The sequence below is a fragment of the bacterium genome (assembly GCA_016708315.1).
GTDB lineage: Bacteria > Zixibacteria > MSB-5A5 > CAIYYT01 > CAIYYT01 > JADJGC01.
In genome coordinates, this window is sequence record JADJGC010000002.1 from 284043 (window position 1) to 306786 (window position 22744).

Here is a 22744-nt window from a genome sequence, read left to right on the forward strand (position 1 = left end):
AAAATCACTATAGGACCTGACCTCGTCATAACACGAGTCTTCGACGCGCCGCGCGAGTTGGTCTGGAAGACATGGACCGATCCGGAGCACGTCAAACGTTGGTGGGGACCAAGAGCCTTCACCGCGCCAGTGATCAAAATCGACTTCCGCGTCGGCGGCAAATTCCTCGGCTGCATGAGAGCCGAAGACGGCAAAGAATACTGGAGCACCGGCACCTACAAAGAAATCATTCCGATGGAGCGAATCGTCTGCACGGACAGCTTCTCGGATGAACACGGCAACATCGTACATGCGTCAGCTTACGGCATGGGTGAAGATTGGCCGGACGAGATGTTGGTCACCGTCACCTTTGAAGATCTCGGTGGCAAAACCAAGTTAACTTTGCGCCATTCCGGACTTCCTGCAGGCCAGATGGACGACATGGCCGGCGCAGGTTGGAACGAGACGCTTGATAAGTTCGCAGAAGCTCTACAATAGGGAAATCAATATGAAGAAGGCAGTCTCAAAACCTAAGACTGGCGTCAAGAGAACCGGAGCTGCAGATGTCGAGGCCTACCTTGCTGCGCAACCGAAAGCCATGCGTGATGCGCTTGAAAAATTGCGCAGCATCATCAAGTCAGCCGCGCCTACTGCAACCGAGGTTATCAGCTATCAGATTCCGACTTTCAAACTGCAAGGCTCGCTGGTGGCCTACGCCGCATTTGCCAAGCACTGCTCATTCTTCGTGATGAGTCCGCCCTTGATGGAGCAGTTCGCGAAAGAATTGGCGCCGTTCAGCACAGCGAAAGCGACACTTCACTTCACACCTGAGCATCCATTGCCGACAGCGCTCGTGAAGAAATTGGTCAAGGCGCGAATCAAGGAGAATGAAGCAAGGAAATCGAAGTGAGTGCACTTCGAAATCTTGCCTTGGAACGCAATTCAATTTTATTATGCGAGGAACTATGAACAGAGAAAATACAATTCAAATTGCATTCCTGCTGCTCCGCGTCGTTACCGGCCTGCTGTTCTTTCAAGCAGGTTGCGTTAAGACTTTTGCGTGGTTTGGTGGAATGCCGGGCCAACCGGGCGAGACCGTCGAGTTGATGTCACAAATCGGGATCGGTGCCTGGATGGAAGTCTTCGGTGGCATCCTGATAGTGTTGGGCTTAGGGACGAGGGTTACTGCGTTTATCTTGTCCGGTGAAATGGCAGTCGCATACTGGCAGTTTCATGCCCCGAATGGTACCTGGCCAGTAATCAATCACGGTGTCCCGGCAGTCCTGTTCTGCTTCATCTTTTTATTCATGGCGGCCTATGGTGGCGGTGATTGGAGCCTCGATCGCTTAATCAAGAACCGCCGCAACAAGTCACTTCCGAGCCAAACCTGAGGTGTCAGATGATTAAACACTTGGAGCAATTGTTGGCACATCACAAGGCAGCGAACTAAGATGCGAAGACTAATTCTCTCAATGATGGTTTCGGTTGACGGCTACATCGAAGGCGCTAACAAGGAATTGGATTGGCACGTCTGGGATGACGAACTCGAACAACACATGACGCAGTTCTTCACTACCGTCGATACCATGATCTTCGGACGCGTTGCCTATGAACTGATGATCTCGTATTGGCCCAACGCAACCGATAGCATCGCACCGCAAATGAACACTCTGCCAAAACTGATTCTGTCCAATACCCTGCAAACTCCAATATGGAATTCACAGATTCTCAATGGTGACATTGCGGGCAAAATCAATCACCTCAAGTTGCAGAGTGGCAAAGACATTGTAGTCTTTGGTGGAGCAAGGGCAGCACATACTTTGATGAACCTCGGACTGATCGATGAGTACCAACTAATCGTCAACCCCGTAGTCCTCGGTTCCGGAAAACCGCTCTTCAAAGTCGGTAGCGAAAAACTAAACTTGAAACTAGTCAACTCCGTCGCCTTCAAATGCGGCAACATAAAACTATACTATCAACCGGCGTAGTCGGTATGGAGAAAACATGAAAGGATACATCGACCTTTTCCTCTTGGCGATTCCGAAAAAGAATCTGCCCGCCTATCGCAAGACCGCCAGCCTTTTTGCCAAGCTTATGAAAGATCACGGCGCATTGGAATACCGTGAGTTCCTCGGCGAGGACCTCAAAAACAGCTTCTGTCTTGGCTTTCCAGACGTCTACAAACTCAAGAAGGGCGAAGTATTAATCTCGTCAGCAGTGGAGTATAGTTCACGCAAACACCGCGACAAGGTCAACAAGGCAGTGATGGCCGATCCGCGAATGCAGAAGATGATGAAAGCCAAACCGCTCTTCGACGTAAAACGCATGGTCGTCGGCGGCTTTGAGACCTTCCTTAAAATGTAACTTGCGACTTGTCACACAAACAAAAACGGCGCGATTCTCGCGCCGTTTCTCATACTATTGATATTCCGACTACTACTTCTTGATGACCGGCTTCACCGCTTTGATTCGCGTACTATCCACAGCCAGCGTCGGAATCATTCCATTTTGCCACTGCAGGCATTGGCTCGTGCCTTCGGTCGCGTAAATACCCATTTGCGACGTAGCATTTGCTATGCAATATCCCGTCACCTGATACGCCTTCTTGTGAATCGCGCCAATCTCCTTGTTCTGAGGATCGACCAATTCGAAATACCCGAGAACGGCTATGTCATGTCCCACCGGAAGATCGCTCGGTTTGGCATTCGAGAATCCGGCAACCCAGATGCCTTCATTGTTCGGATTCGGCGCCGGGAACTTCACGAAGATGTACGGCTTGCCATCAGGCAGTTGCTTCGCAACCGTAATATGTCCCTTAAAGGCAACTGTGCGCTCGATAAACTTTTCGGGTGCCTTATCCGCTTTACGCAGCGAATCAAGACTGAAGTTCAGAGGGAAGGGGGCAGAGTAGACTTCACTACTTGCAACAAGGACTAATGCAATCAAGACTATAATGCTGCCTGCGAATCGGGATTTCATTGCGGGATCTCCTTAGTATCATTCTGACAAGTTGCGTTCAATAGATATCTCTAATTGTACGATTATCGGCAGAAATCGACGAGTCGTCAATCGAATATTACATCGCGCCGCACGGCTATTTCAATTGCGTGACAACGCAACCGCTACTGCCGTGATGATCCCATGATTACTTTCCCTCTACGGCCCGCTTGACTGTTGCGATATCGATCTTGCTCATCGGCAGTATTGCTTGCATCGCCCGGCTCGTGACCTCCGGGTCTTTGTGAGTGATGTATTCGCCAAGAATTGTTGGAACTATCTGCCACGACAAACCGAATTTGTCCTTAAGCCAACCGCACTGGCTCTTTGCACCGCCTGCCGATAACTTCTCCCACAACTCGTCGACTTCGTTTTGATCCTTGCAATCGACCATAAACGAAATCGAATCATTAAAAGTAAATTGCGGACGGCCATTGAGCGCAAGAAACTCCTGCCCCTCAAGCTCGAACATCACAAACAACACCGAACCTTCAGGTTGTCCCGCAACAACGGAGACTTCTTTGCTATATCGCGCGACGTGTTTGATTCGGGAATTCTTGAAAATCGACACATAGAAATTTGCCGCTTCTTCAGCGTTGTCGACATACCAGAGACACGGGCGGAATTTCGAAACTTGCATATTCATACCTCCTTCAAAATAGTGGAATAGACTAGTCCATACTCCAATTAATTCAGGAGTAAGACGGGTGTCAATCGCTTTTGAACGAATACCGCCGGCGTACTCAATTCAAAGAGCATCTTGACTTTTGCTGCGACTCTCTCAAATTTATATTGAGATTTCACCAAACATGGAAAGATGTAGCAATGAATGATCTATCACATAAGCTGGTTTTCACGTGCCGGTTCTTTGCAGTCTCAATTGCAACGCTTTTGCTCGCTGGCTCACTTGGTTGCAAAGACAAACTCGGTCCCGAGCCTTCCGAGATCTACGGTATCTGGACCGCAACCAAAATCGAGTACGTCGGCAAAGCAGGGCAGGAGACAGTCAATGCGACCGACGCCGGTTGGACTGCAACTCTGACTCTCAATTCCGACAACACTGGTGATTTGGCAGTCACGCCAAAAGATACCGACACCTGGCATTGGGCGGGTACTTGGGAGATCGACGGCGACCTATTTCGAATCGCTGGTCAGGGAGCCGATATTCAACTCACTGATTCAACGCTCTACCTGACAGGCTTTGATGGCGGCTATGACTTTGACAGCGACTCCCAGCTCGATCCAGCAAAACTCAATCTTGTGATGGTGAAGTAGCTAAGTAGATCAGAATTCCAGTGGTTCAAACTCGTTGCGACCAACATGTAGGGTGGGTCTCCTTACCGAACGAATCTACATCCTTACGAACTCACGCACCCGGAGACCCGCCAATTCGATTTGACTAAACACCGTAGGGGCGCGGTCCCCTCGCCCGTTGCTATTTCTTCAGCAGTCGCACGCTCTTCCAACACCCCGCTCGCGAATTCTTATCCCCCTTTTGGAAAAAGGGAAAGGGGTGAGTTCAAAATATGTTGTCATCCACTCGACATTATTTTTCGTGCCAATAAGTGAAGGCACTGATGTTCGCTCAGAAGCGCCAGCTTTGCCGGCCCAACAAGTGTTTGCAGTGAGTTCGCAACGGCCGTTGCGGTTCAACAATCTCGATCTCGCTGTGGGAACTTGCCGGGGCAAGTCTGCAGTAGGTAGCCCCGACTGCAGATGCAAATGGTCTCTGAAACGGGCACCGGTTTCGGTGAATAGCGTTAGCTATCCCGAATGACCCGGGTTACGCCGATTTATTGAAGTGTAGCACGATTGGAGAAATACCTTAAGAAGGGAAGTGACTTAGAGAAGAACGAAACAGCAACCAAAACTAAACTGCCGCAATCTCCAAGACTCGCTCTGCCACGGCAAGACGGCGCTTGATGATTGGTCGCGTCCCTTTGTTGCGCGCTATGTAGCTCTCACACTTGGGAGCCGCATACTTCATCTCGTCGCGTGCCGCCTTGAGGTCTATCTCAACCAGTGCGAGCAGCGTGAAGAAAAACGGAAATCTCCGCCAACGTCCTTGGTCATCGCGATGAGCCTTCAGCGCTTTCATCCCCGAAGATAACCACCGATCACTCTTGTGCAAACCGCCGGAGGTGATATTGCGCCACAACGCCGGATCGCAAGTCCCGCAACAAAACATGCCATGCTTGTTGCTCTCGACGTCGTTGAGCCTTGCTGTCATTCCCGCAGTCGCACGTGCAAGGGCTGCCTTTGCTTCTTTTGATTTGGAATTCAAATGCACCATTGCTCGACACGCCTCCTCACCGGAAACATGCCTCAGCGATGCGCTCGGCTGAACTCTTTCACCCGTGAAAAGTCGAATACCATTTTTCATATCGAAAGGCGTCGGCGCAAACATATCAGCGTATGATCCATCCAACCCTTGCCGTGTCGCAATCCACCGCGCAACTTGATCCCTGGTCGTCTGCGGAGATTTCTCACCAAAGAAGAATGCCTCCTCAACCGATTCTACCGTCTTCGCTAAGCTGTTTGGATAGATTTGCATAGTCGACTCCTGCGCGCGAAATTGTGAGTCCGAAGCACGGAGCTTGGCCTCACAATTGTTCTTAGTAACTGCGGCGTCCGGACCGCAGCGGTCTGGACCTACGAGTAAGGTCTGAAATTTAATACTTCCGCAGATCCACCCCAGCAAGATACGCCTTTACACCCGTGTGGAATTCACTCCAGCCTTCGCACATCATAAACGCGGTCTTGAGTTCCTTCTTCGGATATCCGCTCTCATGAACGCGGAAGATCGTTTTACCGTCTTTGCGTAGGAATTCATATCGTACCGTGACCACATATTTGCCGCCCATCGACATGCCGGTGAAGATAATCTCCTGATGCTTGACAAACTTAAGGACAGGTATCTCAATCTCGCCAAAGCCCTTCCATGTCCAGAAAACCGGAGTCAACTTGGGACCGAACTCACCCTTCATGTCGTCGACAAAGTGCTTCTTCAGGTGCTTCGACAATACGACCGCGTCCCAAACTTTGCTCAAAGGCGCCTTGAACACGTTAGATGTCGTGTAGCTGATCTCGCCGCGTCCCGCCGGTTTCGCTTTCGGTTTTGCTTTCGTGGTTTTATTCGCGCTTGATTTTGCGCTCTTCGCTGTGCTTTTCTTGGTTGCCATTTTCAAATTCTCCTTCATGCAAATAATACGAAGGTGGAGCTAAGTTGTCAATGAAGTTGATTTGTGCATTCAATGACCGTGCACTCGGTAGCTCAGACATTTCTGTCTGACATCGACTGCCGTGTGTTTATCTACTGTGTTTCTAAATCGATCACGTATGATGTAATCTCAACCAATTGCCCATCTGAGAATCGAAAGACATCACAACTGGCTACGCTTGAAGTGTGATTCTGCTTATCGCGAAATTGTGCAGCTGCTTCCACAAACACGGTATCTCCCGAACGGGAAGACTTAAGTCTTGTGACAGTACCTTCTACAGTATCAAGAAATTTCATCGCCTTGCCGCATTGCTCGATGACCGCATCACGACCCAGAAGCTCGGCTCTATTAATTACGTTCCACTTGATTTCTTCGGCCATGTACGGAAATGTCTCGGCGAATTTCCAACTGCAAAAAGTTTCTGCGATTTGATCGATACTCAAACTCATCTCACGCCTCAGCTCTTTGTCGGCTCATAGTAGAGAGCTACTACGCCACTGCGAAAAGTTTTTGTCTTCAAGAGTTTAAGGTCAACTCTATCCTTGATGTTATCAAACAACGGTAAGCCGCTTCCTAAGACAATTGGCTGAACACAAAGCTGGTATTCGTCTATGAGGCCAAGTTGCGTTAGGGCAATTATCAAACTTCGGCTGCCGACTAAAACATTCTTACCCGCTTGTTGTTTTAGTTCTAAAATCTCTTCCGCAACAACGTCCTTCTTCAATTCTGTATTGTTCCAATCAACACTTTTCAGCGTACGAGAAAAAACAATCTTCGAAATATTGTCGATGAGAATTGCAAACTCGTCCGTCGGCTTGTTACCAGTCGGATTTTCCACCACCGATGGCCAGTAACTTTCCATGAGTTGATAAGTCACCCTTCCGAACAGGATGGTGTCTGCGTCACTTAACAGGTCATTGTAATGTTGATGTAATTCATCATCTGCGATGCCCGCCGTGTGATCGCAGTACCCGTCAAGGGTCATATTAATTCCAGCAATAATCTTTCTCATATTCTCGCTCATTGAGCCCCGATGTTTCCGGTCTTGACCTTGCCGGCGCGCTTGTAACTGACAATGACGATACCGCTCGGTGTAACAATGCCGCTTGTCAATTTGAAGGCTGCCGGAATCGAGCCGCCGTCGAACAGCTTCTTGCCTTTGCCGAGAGTAAGGGGAAAGATTTTTCAGCCAGAGCTCATCAACCAGATCATTCTTGAGCAGCGTCTGGATCAGTTTGCCGCTGCCCCAAACCTGAATATTGCGACCTTTGGATTTCTTGATCTTCTTGATATCCGCCACAGTCTTGATGAACACGGAGTGTTGCCAATCCGAGTTCTTCCTGCTTTTTGACATAACGTATTTTGTGCCGCTGTTAATGCCGGGCCAGAAGTCTGCATGCTTGGGCCAGTACGCTTCCCAAATCTGAAATGTCTTCCTGCCCAGGAGATAGTCTGCCGGCTTCAGTTCCTTCTGCAGGATCTTGGAAAAAACCTTGTCTTCGAATGGTGCTACCCAGCCGCCGTATTTGAATCCCTCCGATTGATCTTCTTTAACTCCGCCCGGAGCCTGCAGAACCCCGTCCATTGTGATCATTGAGATGACGATTATTTTTCGCATTTGTCCTACTTGGTTAAAGTGGGGCCATGTTAGTATGGAGCACGATATCTGATAATAAATTATACCAAACAAGTCAACCAATCGATGGTAGGTCAGACATTCCAGTCTGACATTCGCAGATCGTAGGGGAGGGGACCATGCGCATTGATCAATTCTTTTTGGATTGGTTCAACCCTCGAAATGAGGCTTACCCACCAGTTTGGCTTTGAGCAGAGTCCGCCGCGTCCCATGTCAAGTAAAGCTCTTTAACTCGCTTTGAAAAATGGATGTATAGAGAAACCGGCAAGAGAGGGAGGAGGAAGAATAAAAGCCAGGCAAAACAAACCATTCCCATTTTAGTGACCCAATCATGATTTGCGTCAAAGCCGCATACCAATCCGATCGAGGAGGCAAGACCATAGATTGTCGCAGCAATTAAGAATCGATTCAGCCTTGGCACCGAGGTCAAACTTATCTGCCGAAGCGCTTTCCCGGCGTGGTAAGAATGAACTCCCAACACCACTAAGGGAATCGCCATGACGAGAGTGAAGGGACTGAACTGAAATTTGGAGTCGTCGGTGAAGCTGAGAATCATGAAGACTAGGCCAATAAGAATTACCGGAAGTGGAAGTACGAATTGAAGAAAGACACTGATCACCCAAGCCAGCGGTGCTTGTCTAAGACTGCGATCGGGGTTGTTCTTCGAAGTCAGCTCCGCCATCAAATGTTCCGCACCTTGGCTACCGTCCTTACTTCGCAAGGGATTCGATTGGTTGCGGTCAAGCCAGAATGAGTGGCAGTGACGGCATTCATACGTTGCGGTAGCGAGCAGTTTGATTCTCCGCAGCGGCTGCGAGCATTTCGGGCAGGGAATTGAATTGTTGGTTTGATTAGTCATCTTTGCCTGTTTTCACATGAAAAGACTTCGCGGGTTGACTACTCGGTTTTAACGTCATTATCTGGGGCGGCACGGAAGCAGTCTTCCACATCACAAACGCAGATAACCTGCCAGTGTCACCATCAGTTGAAGTTGCTCAGTTACATGCTCGCGACTTAATTGTTCGTCTTTAGACAGTAACTCTGAACAGCGGAATCCACCGGGATGTGCCTGCAAGTATTCAAATGGCAACAGGGCCGTGATCGTATCCATCACTTCCGGCCGCTTAAGTCCGGGCTTTGCTCTGTCGTCTGGAACTTCCAGATAGAACGCACGGTCAAAGGGAGGATTTCCGGTTTCGAACTCCCAGTGAAGTTTCAGCGCCTTGCGGAAACGGTCAAAGACACCTTCGGGGCGTATGCGAAAGTTCCCCTGTGGTCGCAGGTTTGCGCTGACCACCAGAAACTCGACCATGCCATTATCATCGAGCGAAGTATCTCCGGCCATTGCCTGGTGGCTGATCTCTACCTGCAACTGAATGCCGCTCATTTCGCAGTGATATACATCGTAGAGGTAATATGAAGTATCGCCGGAGAATCCGTGGAAGAGATTCTTGAATGCTTCATCGTTGTACTTCGGGACTTCAATTCGACCTCCGAGTGTGGAGGTGAGATCAGTCAGTAACCGAGAGTAAAGGTCGAGCCACGGCTTTTCGTATGTCATGAATGAAAGGTCGCTTTTCACGAAAGGTGTGTCAAGGGGAAGTTGTTGGCGCTTCGATTGGTAGATCAGACATTCCGAGGTTGTCCGATAAGTCAAGCCCGAGACAGGTGAAGGTGCCCCACCGCTTGCGGTGGGATAGTAGCAACTTGAACACTACACATTGTGGTCAGACCAAACACTTGGGACAGGCTCCTCTTGTCTGACAGTCGCGGATTAACGCGCGTTATTCTCTATACTCGAGAATGTCGCCGGGCTGACAGTCCAGAGCTCTGCAGACTGCCTCCAAAGTCGATAGCCGGATAGCTCTGACCTTGCCGTTTTTCAGCACGGAAATATTGGCCATCGTGATGCCGACTCTTTCGGCAAGTTCGGTGACGCTCATTTTCCGCTTCGCCAACATGACGTCGATATTGATGATGATTGGCATGTTGGTCTCGTTATACCGTCAAGTCGTTTTCGGATTTGATATCCACGGCACTTTGCAAAACCCTCTCAAACATCGCCGCCGCAGTGGCGATTACGATCGAAGCGAAGATGATGAGGACACCCAACATAATTGCGCCGGCGGCGTCATCATCTCCGTGGTTCAACATGATGAAGATTTCTTCCACCACTACAAAGCCAATGATCGCGAGAGCGCAGTATTTGATTATCCGCAGAGACTTTACGGCCTCGAGCGAGAATACCTTATTCTGTCCGGCATATCCGAGTACCTTAAATGCATGATAGAGTGCGATGAAGAAAGGTATAGACCCGGCGTAGACCAGCGCCAGGAAGGGATCGTTGAAGTAGATTTGAAAGACCGTGGCGTTCGCATTTCTGCCTTCGAGGTGCGGTTCCCAAAGCAAAAGGGCAAGCGCGCCAATACCGATGAGCACAATAACTACCTGAAGAAACACTGTTGAGCTTCTTTTCATAAATAGCTCCTTAAGGTCATTTGTATTCTCATCTTAATCTGTCGCATATCGTTTGTCAATATATATTTATTGTTATACGAAACTTAGTTAGTAGGTCAGGAGCCCTGTGCTCCTGACACCGCGCCGAATGGCGCGGTCCAAATACTGGCGCCTCCGATCAATCGCTCTGAAGGTCGGCATGTAGATCCCAGAAGAGGCAGATTCCGCTTCGCGGAATGTCAGGAGCACAGGGCCAAAGAAATCCCAAGCATCTGAGCGATTCTTCTTATTCCAGATCGCCCAAATCGCTTCTGCCACGATGAGACGAGTTCCAGAATGGGTTCATTGTCGCTGCTGAGGAATCGTCCTTTATCTTGCGAGATCCAAACTGAAGCACATGACCAAAGTCAACCCCCCTAGCTTGAATCAGTTATGAAGGGTAGGGCAAATAGACTCTCGTGTGAAGAGCGGTGTATCGGGGCGAAGTGATTGGGAATTCAGATTACAATGATCCTCGGGGCAGTTTTTTTTCCCTCGATCAAATTACTTTCGCACACTTTTTGAATTCGTCTTCTCTTTATTAGAAGGACATAGGGCGATTCGTGATAAGATATTTCCAGGAAAATCTTAATGCGGCACTTCAAGGAATGAGACCTCTTGGAAGTGGAATTTTGGGAAGATGCCGTCAAGGAAGTCAACCCCCCATCTCCACTCACAAATCTCTGCTGAAAGTCAGGTTCAATTCCCGCATTTATTTGATCAATTTTTGATTTGTTGCCGATGTCCGCACGAGATCTCGGCCACTTCCATAAAAGCAATCCCCCCCTGCGGTCTTAATATACAGTCCCTAACTTCCTGGAACCTTCTTCCTCGCGAGTCGCGCGCTTGTACTACCTCTTGAGAGAGTAGTGATTCGATGACATGATGTGATCCACTGAGTCATCGCACCCCCTCCTCCCCCCCCCCTTCCCTGCTTGGGAACCCCCTGAGCAACGCAACCCGGTCTTTTTTCCTTCAATCCCATCCCTCCCCCCCTTCCCTCTTGATCACCTCTTTGAACTTCACCGCGAATCAGATCTTGCGTATTTCAGGATCTAAGGGAAGTCGATTCGGGAATGTATCTTTCGGTCGTCTCTGTCAAGTCCTTCTGATTCCAACCTCAAAAACCCTCGACTAGGTTCGCTAAATTTATAAGAAGTCCTTCTTTCAATACTCAAGACCTCCCTTCCTATAATCAATCCGTGTCGGTTCGAAGTTTCCTGTATTCCGACCATTCCCCCATTTCGTAATTATTGCATCGTACCGAGAATTCCCCGCAGGGCTCTTAATCGACTCCCATACTTGTCCAAGCGACCACGTCCCCGGGGGGGTCCCCGGGGGGACTCCCCGAGAGTTAGTTGGTCTGAATAATCCCTCCTGTTTGGGCAGGGCACGCCTGGAGTGCGATGTATTCTCCAACTTGTTCCGAGTCGGGCCTCATGGAATACCAGTTGAAAATCATCTAGTGATTCTTACCCATGATTGGGAAGTATTCTTGCATCCTCGATAAGATACCAGCCGACAAGGTCACTCTTCTGACTTCGGCCCAGGTTGGCCCAAACTAGTCCCTCTTGGTTTGTTTGGGCGGTTCCGGGGAGTCTTAACTCCAAACTGCTCCCCTAGAGGTTCGGACCTTAGCCCCCGCGACGAACCAGGTGGTCTTTACCCCGATTCGCGTAGCCGCGTACCTGTAGGGTGCCGCCCTGTTCCCCTCTCAGGCAGCATAAAAACGGGAGACTCTAGTTCGAGTTTCTGAGAGGTTCTTCTTGCGGCATGCCGCCAAAATCCCATTCCCCCCAATACCCCCACCCGCTTCCCCCTTCGTGATCACGACGTGACGTGAAAGTGACACCACACCCAATCAGTGATAGCGTTATGTATGGGCGGATCGCGAACCTGCTTTGAGCCTTGCCATGCGTTCCTTCCTTAGCGTAAACATTCCCTGATGGGGATCAGCTCGTCAGTTCTTCAAAGTCACACCCGGGACTCCCCCCAGCGCCTTCTTCGTGAACTTGCCGCGCAGTTCGGGTACCGTGAATTCGCCGTCTTTGCGGATGAGTTTGCCGTCGAAGTAGATTTCGCCGCCGCCGTATTCCTTGCGCTGGATCAGCACCTTGTCCCAATGGATTGCCGACTTGTTGCCGTTGTAGGCTTCATCGTAGCATTGTCCCGGTGTGAGGTGAATCGAGCCGGCGATCTTTTCATCGAAGAGGGTGTCCTTCATCGGGTGAAGCACCATCGGGTTGACGCCGATCGACCATTCGCCGATGTAGCGCGCACCCGGATCGGTGTCGAGAATGCGATTGAGTTTGGCGGTGTCGTTCTTGGCAGTGGCTTTGACGATCTTGCCGTTGACGAATTCGTAGCGGATGCCTTCGAAGACGGTGCCTTCATATAATGACGGCGTGTTGTAGGTGATGACGCCGTTGATCGAGTCGCGCACCGGAGCGGTGTAGACCTCGCCGTCGGGAATGTTGCGGCCGCCTTCGCACTTGACGACGCCGATGCCCTTGATCGAAAATTTCAGATCGGTGTCGCCGGGTCCTTTGATGTGGACCTTGTTGGCGCGCTTCATCAATTTGACCAGCGGGTCCATCGCCTTGGACATTTTCTTGTAGTCGATACAGCAGACATTGAAATAGAAGTCTTCGAATTCTTCCTGCGACTTCTGCGCGAGTTGCGCCATTGCATTGTTGGGATAGCGAAGCACGACCCACTTGGTGCGCTTGACGCGTTCTTCAAGATGCACCGGATGATAGAAGAGCTTGTTCCAGGCTTTGATCTTCGCGCCGGGGACATCATTGAGGTCGAACGGATTTTCGCTTCCGCGTACGCCGATGTAGCAGTGCGCTTGTTTCATCATCGAGAGTTGGAACTTCGCGAATCCCTTGATTTGCTCTTCGTTGTTGGTGAGCAGGAACTGGCGGATGAGGGACTCATCGTTGTAAAACCAGAAGGGGACGCCGCCGGCTTTGGTGACGGCGCGGATGATGGCTTTGCCGAGTTCAAGCGTGGGGATGCCTTTGATTTCGATATAGACGATTTCGCCTTTTTTCACGCGACAGGACCAATTGACGAGAATGTCGGCGAGTTTGTCGTGACGGGGATCTTGCATTTGTGAACCTCCAAAGTGAGAATTTGTAATCGCGATTAATTAAGTGGTCGGGGAAGCACAAATCAATTATAATCGCGCGTGAAATGAAGAATGAAGGCCGTGAGCCTCGTTAAGAGCCTCAGAGGGGAATTGCTGAACCTCGCGTTTGCGTTTCGGGGACGGGCGTTGCGAACCCTCAAACAGATTCTCAAATCCGGAGTGAAGTCAATTAGGGGTTTCGACCTACTGCGTGGCGTCATAGCGATTGTGGTAGGGGTTGCATTGATCGGGTGTGCGAAGGATGTGGCGCCGCAAGGTGGGCCGGCGGATTTGACGCCGCCGGAGATTTTGCAAGCGACGCCGGCATCAGGTGCGATTGGCGTCGGTGTCAACGACGTCATCGAGTTTGAATTCACTGAGCGCATCAATGGCAAGACGATCGGCAATGCGTTGTTCATTTCGCCGCCGCTCAAAGAAGAACCGCGCTTGCGAGTCAAGGGCAGTCGACTGCGGATTATTCCATCGGTGCCGCTTGATTCGGGGAAGACCTATGTCGTGACGCTGGGGGCTTCGGTGTCTGATCTCAATGGCAACAAATTGAAGAACTCGCTGACGCTGGCGTTTTCCACCGGAGCGCAAATTGATTCCGGCAGCATAAAGGGACGCATCTTCGACAAGCTGAAACCTGCGCCGAACTTTCGGATATTTGCTTTCGAGAAAAAGCCGTGGCTGACCGATTCATTGTTTACGACTGTGCCTGACTACATCACCGAATCGGGAACGGATGGAGAATTCACTTTCCAATTTGTTCGCGAGGGCGAGTATCTCGTGATCGGCGTCGAAGACAAAGACCGCGACAACAGAATTTCCAGTTACAGCGAGCGAGTGGGAATTCCGGTGGCGCCGGCATTTGCGCTTCCAGCGGAGGTCACCGCAGAAGCAATGGCGATGCATGTCAGCCGCTACGATTCAAGTCTGATCTCGCTGGCGACGTGTCTCGGATATGAGGGTCGCGTCGTGATGCAATTCTCCGGTGGCAAGCTCGACACAGCAAGCGTGAAACGTGATTCGATTTTGATTACGATGTCGAATGGCTCGACTTACTTGCCGGATGATGCCGCAATTTTTGAGAAAGAAGCTGAGAAGCTCTATATCTGGTCGAAGCATTTCGTCAACGATTCGATCGTCACAGTAAATGTCTTTGGACTGCGTGGACAGGATGACAAACGCGTCGACACCGCAAGCACAGTTTGTATCATCCGCATTCGCGGCGAAGACACCGACTTGCCGGACATTGCAAACAAGCCCACCGGAAGCGGAAGCAAAGTAGTGTATCCCGGTGACTCATTGCGATTGGAGTTTACGGAACCGGTGGTGATACCGAATGACGCTTTGACAATCCGAATCGACTCATTGCGAACTGTAAGTGCGACTGCGATTGCGACGACGCCAAATCGATTTGCGATTGTCGCAAGCGATTCGATTCCGCTTGAGAAGCGAATGAAGCTCATTGCTGATTTGACAAAGGTGAAGGACTTGTACGGGAACGCACCTAAGGACTCGACCTATCAATTTGATTTCGCTATAGCGAGCGCCGATTCGGTGGGGTATCTGAGCGGTACGATTACCGTTGAACGTGAGCCGGAGGTGACATTGCGCTTTGTCGGCATTACGCGCAAACTGGTGTACACGCGATCGCAAACGGGGAGCGGAACATTTAAGCTGACGATGTATCCTGATATGTATACCGTCACTGCATTTGCGGATCGCAATCGTAATGGTCGATGGGACTATGGGGCACTGCTGCCATTCGGCTATGCCGAACCCGGCTGGATCGTGCCGGACACTTTGCGCGTGCGTGCGCGTTTCGATACTGAAGGATTCGATCTCGATTTGAAATAGTACTTCCGGGAGGACATATGATAGACCTTTCAAGCTTGCCGCCGTGGCTCGCCGAAACGATCATCTTTGCCGCGATCGTCGCGGGCGCCTACCTATTGTCGGAAATCGTTGTTCTGGTGATCAATCTGGTCAAACGATATCTGGCGACGAAAACAGAAACCGATCTCGATGACAAGATTCTTGATGCCATCAAAGCGCCGATCCGCTATGTGATGATTTTCGTCGGCGTCACGATCGCATTGAAGCGACTCGATCTGATGGTGGATGAGTCGAGCGATTGGATATTCAAGATATCGAACAGCGTCGTCTTCGTGGCGTTCGCGCTGATTGCCACGATGGTGTTGCTGCGCATGGTCAAGATCATGACGCGCTGGTACGCTGATCGAGTGGCGTCGCGGACGGAATCGAATATCGATGACGAACTTCTGCCGTTAGTGCGGCGGCTGCTGAATCTTCTGATCATCGTCATCGGCATCATGACGGTGCTCGATCATTTCGCAGTCGATGTCAAGGGCTTGATAGCAATTCTCGGTGTCGGTTCATTGGCGATTGCTTTAGCGGCACAAGACACCATAGCCAACATGATCGCCAGATTCATTTTGATGTTGGATCGGCCGTTTCGCAAAGGCGACCGTGTGCAATTGGCGTCGGGGGAGACCGTGGACGTTTACGACATCGGATTGCGGTCGTCAAAGTTCATGACCTTCGACAATACTCTGATCATCGTCCCGAACAATGAACTCGTCAAAGCCAAGGTCACCAATTTGTCGTATCCGGAAGAAGCGATGCGAGTCGTCATCGATGTCGGCGTTGCGTATGGGAGTTCGATCGACAAGGTCAAGAATATCCTTCTGGAGACGGCGGTCACTCACGAGAATGTCTTGAAAGATCCGCCGCCTGGAGCATTCCTGGTGAGCTTCGGTGAATCAGCATTGCAGTTCCGTTTGGTCTGCCGCGTCGGACAATTGAAAGTACATTGGGATACTGCAGAGCAACTGCGGTGTAAGATATACAATGAATTCAATCGGGCCGGGGTCGAGATACCGTATCCACAGCGGGTTATTCATATCTCGCGAAATGCTTCTCTCTGAGGCAGTTGCGCTCAGAAATCGACCAAATGCGTTGACTTTGGCTGGAATTGTACTATCTTATTTGACGTTTCCGGACCTAAGGCAACATTAAGAGGATTTCAGCAAGAGAATGCATATTCGAGAGACTCTCTACTTGATCGCGTTAAGTGTTGTACTGTTGCTGCTTACGCCAATCACCTCAGTGTTTGGATTAGCACCAGAAGCAAGCGACAGATACACGATTACAGATCACATCTCAGGGCAAATCACAGACTACTCTATAGTAGTGGCAAATGACACCGTCGGGAAGGTCGGCCTCTATAGTATTAAGTTCACATTAGTTGGCGATTCGTTGCGCTCCGGTTCAAAGATCGAGTTGGATTTTCCGGCGGGCTACTCGCTTGAGCAAATCGATTCAATGCGCTATTCGGATCTGGATGCTCTGACCGAAGACTTCACGATAACGGAGTTTGAGGTATCAGGACGGCATCTCAGCATCACTTTAGATAGCATGGAATTCCTGCCGCCCATGGGAACGCGAGTGATGATTGACATCTACTCAGTGACTAATCCTACTTTGGCGGAATCATATCAAGTATTGCTGACGTTGCTTACCGACGAGAGCCAACTTCTGGCATTGCCGATTTTGTCAGATCCGTTGTTCATCCAACATGATGCAATCTCAACTTTTGTCTTAACGCCGGAAGGCATTCAACAACTGCGGGCCGGAACGATTTTACATTTCCAGGTCGAAACTTCAGACCAGTTTGGAAATCTTGTTGGAGTTCCTGACGCCGCAGTTACATGGGGTGTTATCGGCGTACCGAATCCGGCTGGAATAGTGGAAGATGGAAGTTTTCAGGCGCAGCACACTGGCGTGTCGCGCGTGTTCGCAAACTACGGCGGGTTCGCTGACACCAGCGGTTTGGTGTACGTACTGCCTGGAGCATTTGCATACTTCACATTGACCGGCGGCGCCGACACAGCAATTGCCGGAGCGAGTTGGACCACAGGAGCGGATGATGTTGTAGTACGAGCGCATGACCTGTTTGGCAACGTCAACTACGAGTTCCTTGGGCAAGTTTATTTTCGTTCGTCGGATCCATTAGCGCAACTGCCGTACACTCAAGCCGCGCCGTACACATTTACTGCCGGGGATCAGGGTGTGAAGACAATCAGCGGATCGCAATTTCGCTATTTCACAGCAGGTCGCCAAGATCTGTCACTGGTGATGAACGGCCAGGTGCAGAGGAGTCTTTTTCCGATCGCGATCCTGCCGGCAGGTGTGAACTCATACACGCTGGAGATGGCTTCGATAACGACGGCTGGCAATGATGTTAATCTTGCGATCAGTAATGCTGTTGATGCTTACAATAATTCAATTTCGGGGACAGCCACAATCACGCTTGCCGGTGGCGGCGCTGCACCATCTGGCGCACTGCCATCGACGCCATCTTTCACCGTAATCAACGGATCGGGCAGTGGGACGATGCGCTTGCTTAAGTCGGGAAATCAGGCGGTGACGATTACGCTTAATGGTCAGATTACTCAGCGCACTATCGGTGTAGTACCGGCGCCGGCGAATCGGTTTAAGTTTGAGCTTGATGCTGTGCAGGCAGTGAATCGGGCATTCTTTGGCAATGCGCTCTTAACGGCACTTGACCCATACGGTAATATTGACACCGAGTTCGACGCGTTCGAAGACACAGTGAGAATTACGTCGAGTGGCGCGGGTACCGTTTTCAATGGAGTGATTGGCACAAGTTCGGGATTCGTAAACGGACTTTGCGATCTCAAGGATTTCGGGACAGGCTACAATGGCAACGAACCAAGCGTGGTTTTCACCGCGCGTTCAAAGTCAGGAATCACCGGCACCTCGCAAGCCATCGGGTTCTCGCTGTTGAAGATTTCGTCGGGACAGCTTGCACAATCGACTCGATACATTGGAGAACAGTTCACTTTCGCATTGACGATTTCCAACTTCGGCGCACAGCCCGCGAGCGTTTCGGCGATCCGGTTGTATGGTAACGGTTCACGGCTTCAGCCGGTACAGATTTCGCCGGGATTGAGTTTCAGTATTCCAGCACAATCAAGTCAGGAATTTACGATTACCGGCGCGGTACCATCGCTTCCGAATCAGGTTTTGTCACTTGATGCGGTTTTCATCGGTCAGATTTCGAGCGGCGTGGTAGGGGACTCAGCGACCGCACTGGCGCAATTGACGATTCTTCCGACGGATGGAATTAGCGTTCTTGCCGGTACGATCTTGCCGCAACAAGTTTCCACTGGACATGGGTATCAATTCGTATTGCGCGTTCGCAATGATAGCGACGACGATTTGTTGTTGTCGGGTTCGAGTCTGTTGTCGATTCCGATTGAGGGCGCATCAACGCTGACCGCGACATTGACCTCGCCGCTGGTGGTTCCGGGTGATGGCGGGGAAGTGCTGCTTCCATTTGAGCCGTTGACGATTCCGGAAGTTGAGCCGCAGGTTGCCTCGGGCGCCACAGTGCGGCTGGTGGGAACGCTCGGCACTGCGACATTTGATCAAGTATTCGCCGCCGGCGGAGACATCACTATTGAAACAAGACCGGTGGTAACTTATCGAACGGGAACTCTTTCGCCAACCACGGTATATCGCGGCGCAGAGGCGGAGTTCTCAGTAGGGGTAAACAACAGCGGTACGGCGGTCCTCGAGTTGGAAGTCTCAACTGCAGAGTTGACTATCTTCGCAGGCGAGCGGCAGTTGTTGACACGGTTGAATGCTGAGCAGATGCGTCTTGGCGGCGGTGATTCTACACTCGTTTTCCGGCCAGTATTCGTACCTGTGGATTTTCCGCTTCAGAATGATTCGATTACAGTAAGTCTGCGCGGTACTGCCAATGGACAGGAAGAGATGTTCACTCTTCGGATTCCCGGTAATGCAGTGGCAATTCCGTTTGGCGCTGCGGCACGGCTGGTGGAAGTGAGCGCCGATGCTCCCAATATGCCGAACGTGAATGTCGGACAGGCGTTCAGTTTGTTCGCGACCATACGCAACACCGGCGATGAAGATCTCAAAGATATCAAGATTCAGTTGAGTTCCAACGGCAGTTCATTGTTTGAGGCACAGCAGGTCATTGAACAGTTGGAGATTGGCAGGGACACGACGATTGAATTCGAAATTGAGGCGTCGTTTACCCCTAATGCTTCCGAAGTGTTTTCGGTACAGATTGTTGAAGCTGAAGGCGCAGAGTCGGGGCTGGCGGCGCTCATTCAGCCGCCGCTGGGCAACAGCAATCGTGCGATTGTGATACAAAGTCCGGCCAGCTTAGACATCGACGCACGCATCTGGTCGCCGGTTTCGGCACAGGACGGCGTCGTTGGTCTGGGCGAATCGTTTGAGATTACCTCCATCGTCAACAACTTGGCGCAGTCGGTGGCGAGTACCGGCGAGGTCAGCTTGAGCATCGTGTCGGGAGACTTCAGCCTTAACAGCGCAGGCACGCAATTGATGACGATTGGAGTGCGGAATTTCTGGGACATCATGGCGCCGGCTGATGAAGACACCGCCTTAATTGTCGTGAGCATTTCGACAACACCGACTGAGTTGAATTCTGGATTGTTGGCAAAGGTACAAGATCGGGCGGATACGATTCAAATCATCTCGACGGTCAGTCAGGTTGGTATTACGGTTGATTTTCAGGCGGCACCGGCGCAGCTCTTAAGTGCCGGAGGCGAGTATGAAGTGATTACCTTGGATTTCAGAATTTTCAATGCTGCTGCCAATCCGTACGTGAACTTTATCGAGTTTGAACTGCGTGACCGAAGTAATAGCGTCGTCGCACCCTCGACGATCATTGCCTCCGCGAATTTGCTCTACAACGGGCAGAACAATATCGGCGCAGTTATCAATGGCGATGCGATGCGCTTCAATCTTGGTGAAGAGCTGGGAATGCCGACGAGCGGCAAAATTACTGTCGAGATTGCTGAACAGCCGGGCTTGAGTGACTTCACATTATATATCGACTCGCTGTCACTGTCGGCTTCGTATCAAACGGCAGTTGGACCAAGGCCAGTGCCGATCACTGCATCCTTTGCGCAGAAGTTGGTGATCGAACAGAAGTTCACGCTGGTGCCATCGAATCTGACGGAATCATTCTTTGCGTTCCCGAATCCGTTCTCGCCGCTGCACGAGTCATCGACGATTGTTTACAATCTAGGCTCAGCCAAGCCGGCGAAATTGACAATCTACACTTTGGCCGGCAATGAAGTTCTTGTGCGGGAGATTCCGGCGCCGTCATCCTTGTCGGAACCGATTCAGATTCTCTGGGATGGACGCAACAATGACGGACAGATTGTGTTAAATGGTGTTTATATCGCAGTACTCGCAGTTGATGGCGAGGGAGAAATCAGAACCAAAATCGCGGTGGTGAAATGATGACACGGTATCGCATCGTCATAATCGCTTCAATACTGGCGATTGTCGCCACCGCGAGTTTGCAAGGATCAAGCAGCGGTGGAACGACTCCGCTGTTTAACTTCGGTGCCGGCGGTCGCGGACTCGGCATGGGCGGCGCAAATGTTGCTCTGGCGAATGATGCTTCGGCGTTGTTCTGGAATCCGGCAACACTGACCAATCTTCAGGATCGTTCGCTGTCGCTGATGCATTTGCCGCTACCGGAAGGCACAAACTATGACTTCGCGGCATTCGGTTGGCCGACGGTAGACTACGGGACATTCTCTGTCGGCGCATTTCTCTTGTCGACAGGGGATATTGAGCGCCGCGATGAAGCCGGTCGACTGCTGGGTACGTTCAGCGCGAATCAGCAGATGTTCCTCGTTGGCTACGGCAAGCAGATCAATCAATTCTTGTCATTAGGGGCAACTCTCAAGCTCTTTGGACAGAGCTTCGACAATTCGTCGGCGTTTGGTGTGGGCGGCGACTTCGGATTGAAAGTCGCACTGACGGAGAACATCGCGCTTGGACTTAACGCACAGAACATCGTTGCGCCCTCGCTGCGAATCGATCGCGATGAAGAGACACAGCCGATAACGCTCAAAGCCGGCGCCGGGCTCATGCTTCCCGTATCCGAGGGCAGGCATATTCTGTCATTCGAGGCAGATGTCGACAAGACAGAGAACATTGACCCAGTGTTTCACGTCGGCGGCGAGTTTGCATTTATGAATCGGTATTTCCTGCGCGCCGGATATGATATCGATCAAATCAATCTTGGCGCGGGACTCAAGTTTGGATTTGCCCAGATCGGTTACACATTTAAGACTCAAGATTACTTCGATGCCCAGCACCGCATCTCGCTCGACATTACGTTAGGCGGATCAATAGAATCGATACTTGCACAACGCGAACAAGACAAGCGCGAGGCCGCGATTCAATTGGCACGCGAACAACGCGAGCAGGATTTGAGCACGGCAATGACGCAGGCGCGTTACTACTACCAGAACGGAATGTATGACTCAGCGGCGGTTTACTATCAGCGAGTCAATGCGCTGACAGACAACAACGACAGTGAAGCTTCTGAGCGCCTGACGCAAATTGAAAAACAGCGTACTCAGGAGTTGACCGCGACGGTTCGCGCGGGTGTGCTTGCGGAGAGCGACTCGCTTAAGGCGCAGGAGTTGTTTGGAGATCTCAATGAAGCATTGGCTGTCAAGGACATCGAAGCATCGAATGTTATGCTATCGCGACTTCGTCCGGCATTTGGCGACGATGAACGATTCAAGGCGAGTGAGGCGCAATATTCGTTGATGACCTCTGATCGAATCGTCCAACTTCGCAGTGAAGCAAACCGCTTCGTCAACGAAGGCAAGCTCAGCGAGGCAGTACAGCGATATGGAGAGATATTGCGGCTGAACTCTGACGATGCGGGTGCACGCCGCAGCATCACGCAGATCGAAACGAGAATCTCGGCGCTGAGCATGCTCCGCACCGGAGTAGCGGCATACAATTCCGGCGACACGACACGCGCACGGCAAATGTTCGAACAGGTGCTGGCAATGACTCCGGAAGACACCGTCGCGCAAAGTATGCTCGATCGATTTGAAACCGGCGCCAAAGGTCCGGGCGCGCCGCTTGCCGAGATTCAGCAGGACTCGGAGATTTGGAAGCTGTACCTTGAAGGTATCGAGAAATTCCGCGGCGGCGACTATCAGCAGGCAATTCGACTTTGGGAGCAGGTCCTTGACCGCTATCCCGGCAATTCCGAAGCCGAAAAGAACATTCAGCAGGCTAAACTTAGAATTCAACAAAACGGCAAAACGAATTGAACGATAATAGGTTGGATTGTCAGGTGTTGCGACTATGTCATCGCCAGTTGACACATCCAGACTCACACTATACAATTGCTCG

Annotated in this window: 21 protein-coding genes and 1 pseudogene; 10 read left to right on the top strand and 12 right to left on the bottom strand. The window is 50.9% G+C overall.

Annotated elements, in window-relative coordinates; all coding sequences use genetic code 11:
• The first annotated feature begins 3 nt into the window (after positions 1-3).
• From IPH59_01540 to IPH59_01560, 5 genes are read left to right on the top strand one after another with little or no spacing between them, the layout of a single operon-like run.
• On the top strand, positions 4-477 hold the full coding sequence (locus tag IPH59_01540; GenBank protein ID MBK7090397.1) for an SRPBCC domain-containing protein: 474 nt from the start codon (positions 4-6) through the stop codon (positions 475-477).
• Between the two features lie 10 nt (positions 478-487).
• Complete coding sequence (locus IPH59_01545; GenBank protein MBK7090398.1) at positions 488-889, top strand: DUF1801 domain-containing protein; 402 nt, start codon at positions 488-490, stop codon at positions 887-889.
• A 55-nt stretch (positions 890-944) separates the two neighbouring features.
• Complete coding sequence (locus IPH59_01550; protein MBK7090399.1) at positions 945-1370, top strand: DoxX family protein; 426 nt, start codon at positions 945-947, stop codon at positions 1368-1370.
• A gap of 60 nt (positions 1371-1430) precedes the next feature.
• Positions 1431-1967 (top strand): dihydrofolate reductase, encoded by a 537-nt coding sequence (locus IPH59_01555; protein ID MBK7090400.1) that lies wholly within the window; start codon positions 1431-1433, stop codon positions 1965-1967.
• Between the two features lie 16 nt (positions 1968-1983).
• Complete coding sequence (locus tag IPH59_01560) at positions 1984-2343, top strand: DUF1428 domain-containing protein (protein MBK7090401.1); 360 nt, start codon at positions 1984-1986, stop codon at positions 2341-2343.
• Positions 2344-2415: 72 nt separating this feature from the next.
• On the opposite strand, the gene IPH59_01565 is transcribed toward IPH59_01560, so the two are convergent.
• On the bottom strand, positions 2416-2958 hold the full coding sequence (locus tag IPH59_01565; GenBank protein MBK7090402.1) for a hypothetical protein: 543 nt from the start codon (positions 2956-2958) through the stop codon (positions 2416-2418).
• Positions 2959-3124: 166 nt separating this feature from the next.
• Positions 3125-3622: a VOC family protein gene (locus tag IPH59_01570; protein ID MBK7090403.1), complete on the bottom strand. Its 498-nt coding sequence runs from the start codon at positions 3620-3622 to the stop codon at positions 3125-3127.
• A 179-nt stretch (positions 3623-3801) separates the two neighbouring features.
• On the opposite strand from IPH59_01570, the gene IPH59_01575 reads away from it, so the two are divergent.
• Positions 3802-4251: a hypothetical protein gene (locus IPH59_01575; protein MBK7090404.1), complete on the top strand. Its 450-nt coding sequence runs from the start codon at positions 3802-3804 to the stop codon at positions 4249-4251.
• A gap of 595 nt (positions 4252-4846) precedes the next feature.
• On the opposite strand, the gene IPH59_01580 is transcribed toward IPH59_01575, so the two are convergent.
• The 10 genes and pseudogenes from IPH59_01580 to IPH59_01625 form a co-directional block, all read right to left on the bottom strand.
• Complete coding sequence (locus tag IPH59_01580; GenBank protein ID MBK7090405.1) at positions 4847-5530, bottom strand: hypothetical protein; 684 nt, start codon at positions 5528-5530, stop codon at positions 4847-4849.
• A 118-nt stretch (positions 5531-5648) separates the two neighbouring features.
• Positions 5649-6158 (bottom strand): SRPBCC domain-containing protein, encoded by a 510-nt coding sequence (locus IPH59_01585; GenBank protein ID MBK7090406.1) that lies wholly within the window; start codon positions 6156-6158, stop codon positions 5649-5651.
• Between the two features lie 131 nt (positions 6159-6289).
• On the bottom strand, positions 6290-6646 hold the full coding sequence (locus tag IPH59_01590; protein MBK7090407.1) for a nuclear transport factor 2 family protein: 357 nt from the start codon (positions 6644-6646) through the stop codon (positions 6290-6292).
• 8 nt (positions 6647-6654) lie between these two features.
• On the bottom strand, positions 6655-7209 hold the full coding sequence (locus IPH59_01595) for a dihydrofolate reductase (GenBank protein ID MBK7090408.1): 555 nt from the start codon (positions 7207-7209) through the stop codon (positions 6655-6657).
• Between the two features lie 8 nt (positions 7210-7217).
• Positions 7218-7815 (bottom strand): annotated as a pseudogene (locus tag IPH59_01600) (dihydrofolate reductase family protein).
• A 187-nt stretch (positions 7816-8002) separates the two neighbouring features.
• The gene (locus IPH59_01605; GenBank protein ID MBK7090409.1) at positions 8003-8692 is read right to left on the bottom strand and encodes a zf-TFIIB domain-containing protein; all 690 of its coding nucleotides are present in this window, start codon (positions 8690-8692) and stop codon (positions 8003-8005) included.
• Positions 8693-8782: 90 nt separating this feature from the next.
• On the bottom strand, positions 8783-9415 hold the full coding sequence (locus IPH59_01610; protein ID MBK7090410.1) for a hypothetical protein: 633 nt from the start codon (positions 9413-9415) through the stop codon (positions 8783-8785).
• Positions 9416-9617: 202 nt separating this feature from the next.
• Entirely contained in the window at positions 9618-9821 is a 204-nt protein-coding gene (locus IPH59_01615; GenBank protein MBK7090411.1) for a helix-turn-helix transcriptional regulator, read from the bottom strand.
• 10 nt (positions 9822-9831) lie between these two features.
• Positions 9832-10311, bottom strand: coding sequence for a DUF2975 domain-containing protein (locus tag IPH59_01620; protein MBK7090412.1), 480 nt, complete (start codon positions 10309-10311; stop codon positions 9832-9834).
• A 1978-nt stretch (positions 10312-12289) separates the two neighbouring features.
• Positions 12290-13444 (bottom strand): aminopeptidase, encoded by a 1155-nt coding sequence (locus IPH59_01625; protein MBK7090413.1) that lies wholly within the window; start codon positions 13442-13444, stop codon positions 12290-12292.
• Positions 13445-13543: 99 nt separating this feature from the next.
• On the opposite strand from IPH59_01625, the gene IPH59_01630 reads away from it, so the two are divergent.
• From IPH59_01630 to IPH59_01645, 4 genes are all read left to right on the top strand, one after another.
• Positions 13544-15325 (top strand): Ig-like domain-containing protein, encoded by a 1782-nt coding sequence (locus IPH59_01630; protein MBK7090414.1) that lies wholly within the window; start codon positions 13544-13546, stop codon positions 15323-15325.
• Between the two features lie 17 nt (positions 15326-15342).
• The gene (locus IPH59_01635; GenBank protein MBK7090415.1) at positions 15343-16416 is read left to right on the top strand and encodes a mechanosensitive ion channel family protein; all 1074 of its coding nucleotides are present in this window, start codon (positions 15343-15345) and stop codon (positions 16414-16416) included.
• A gap of 109 nt (positions 16417-16525) precedes the next feature.
• Positions 16526-20815 (top strand): hypothetical protein, encoded by a 4290-nt coding sequence (locus IPH59_01640; protein ID MBK7090416.1) that lies wholly within the window; start codon positions 16526-16528, stop codon positions 20813-20815.
• Positions 20812-22662, top strand: coding sequence for a PorV/PorQ family protein (locus tag IPH59_01645; protein ID MBK7090417.1), 1851 nt, complete (start codon positions 20812-20814; stop codon positions 22660-22662). Before IPH59_01640 ends, IPH59_01645 begins: the two co-directional genes overlap by 4 nt.
• The last annotated feature ends 82 nt before the right edge of the window (positions 22663-22744 follow it).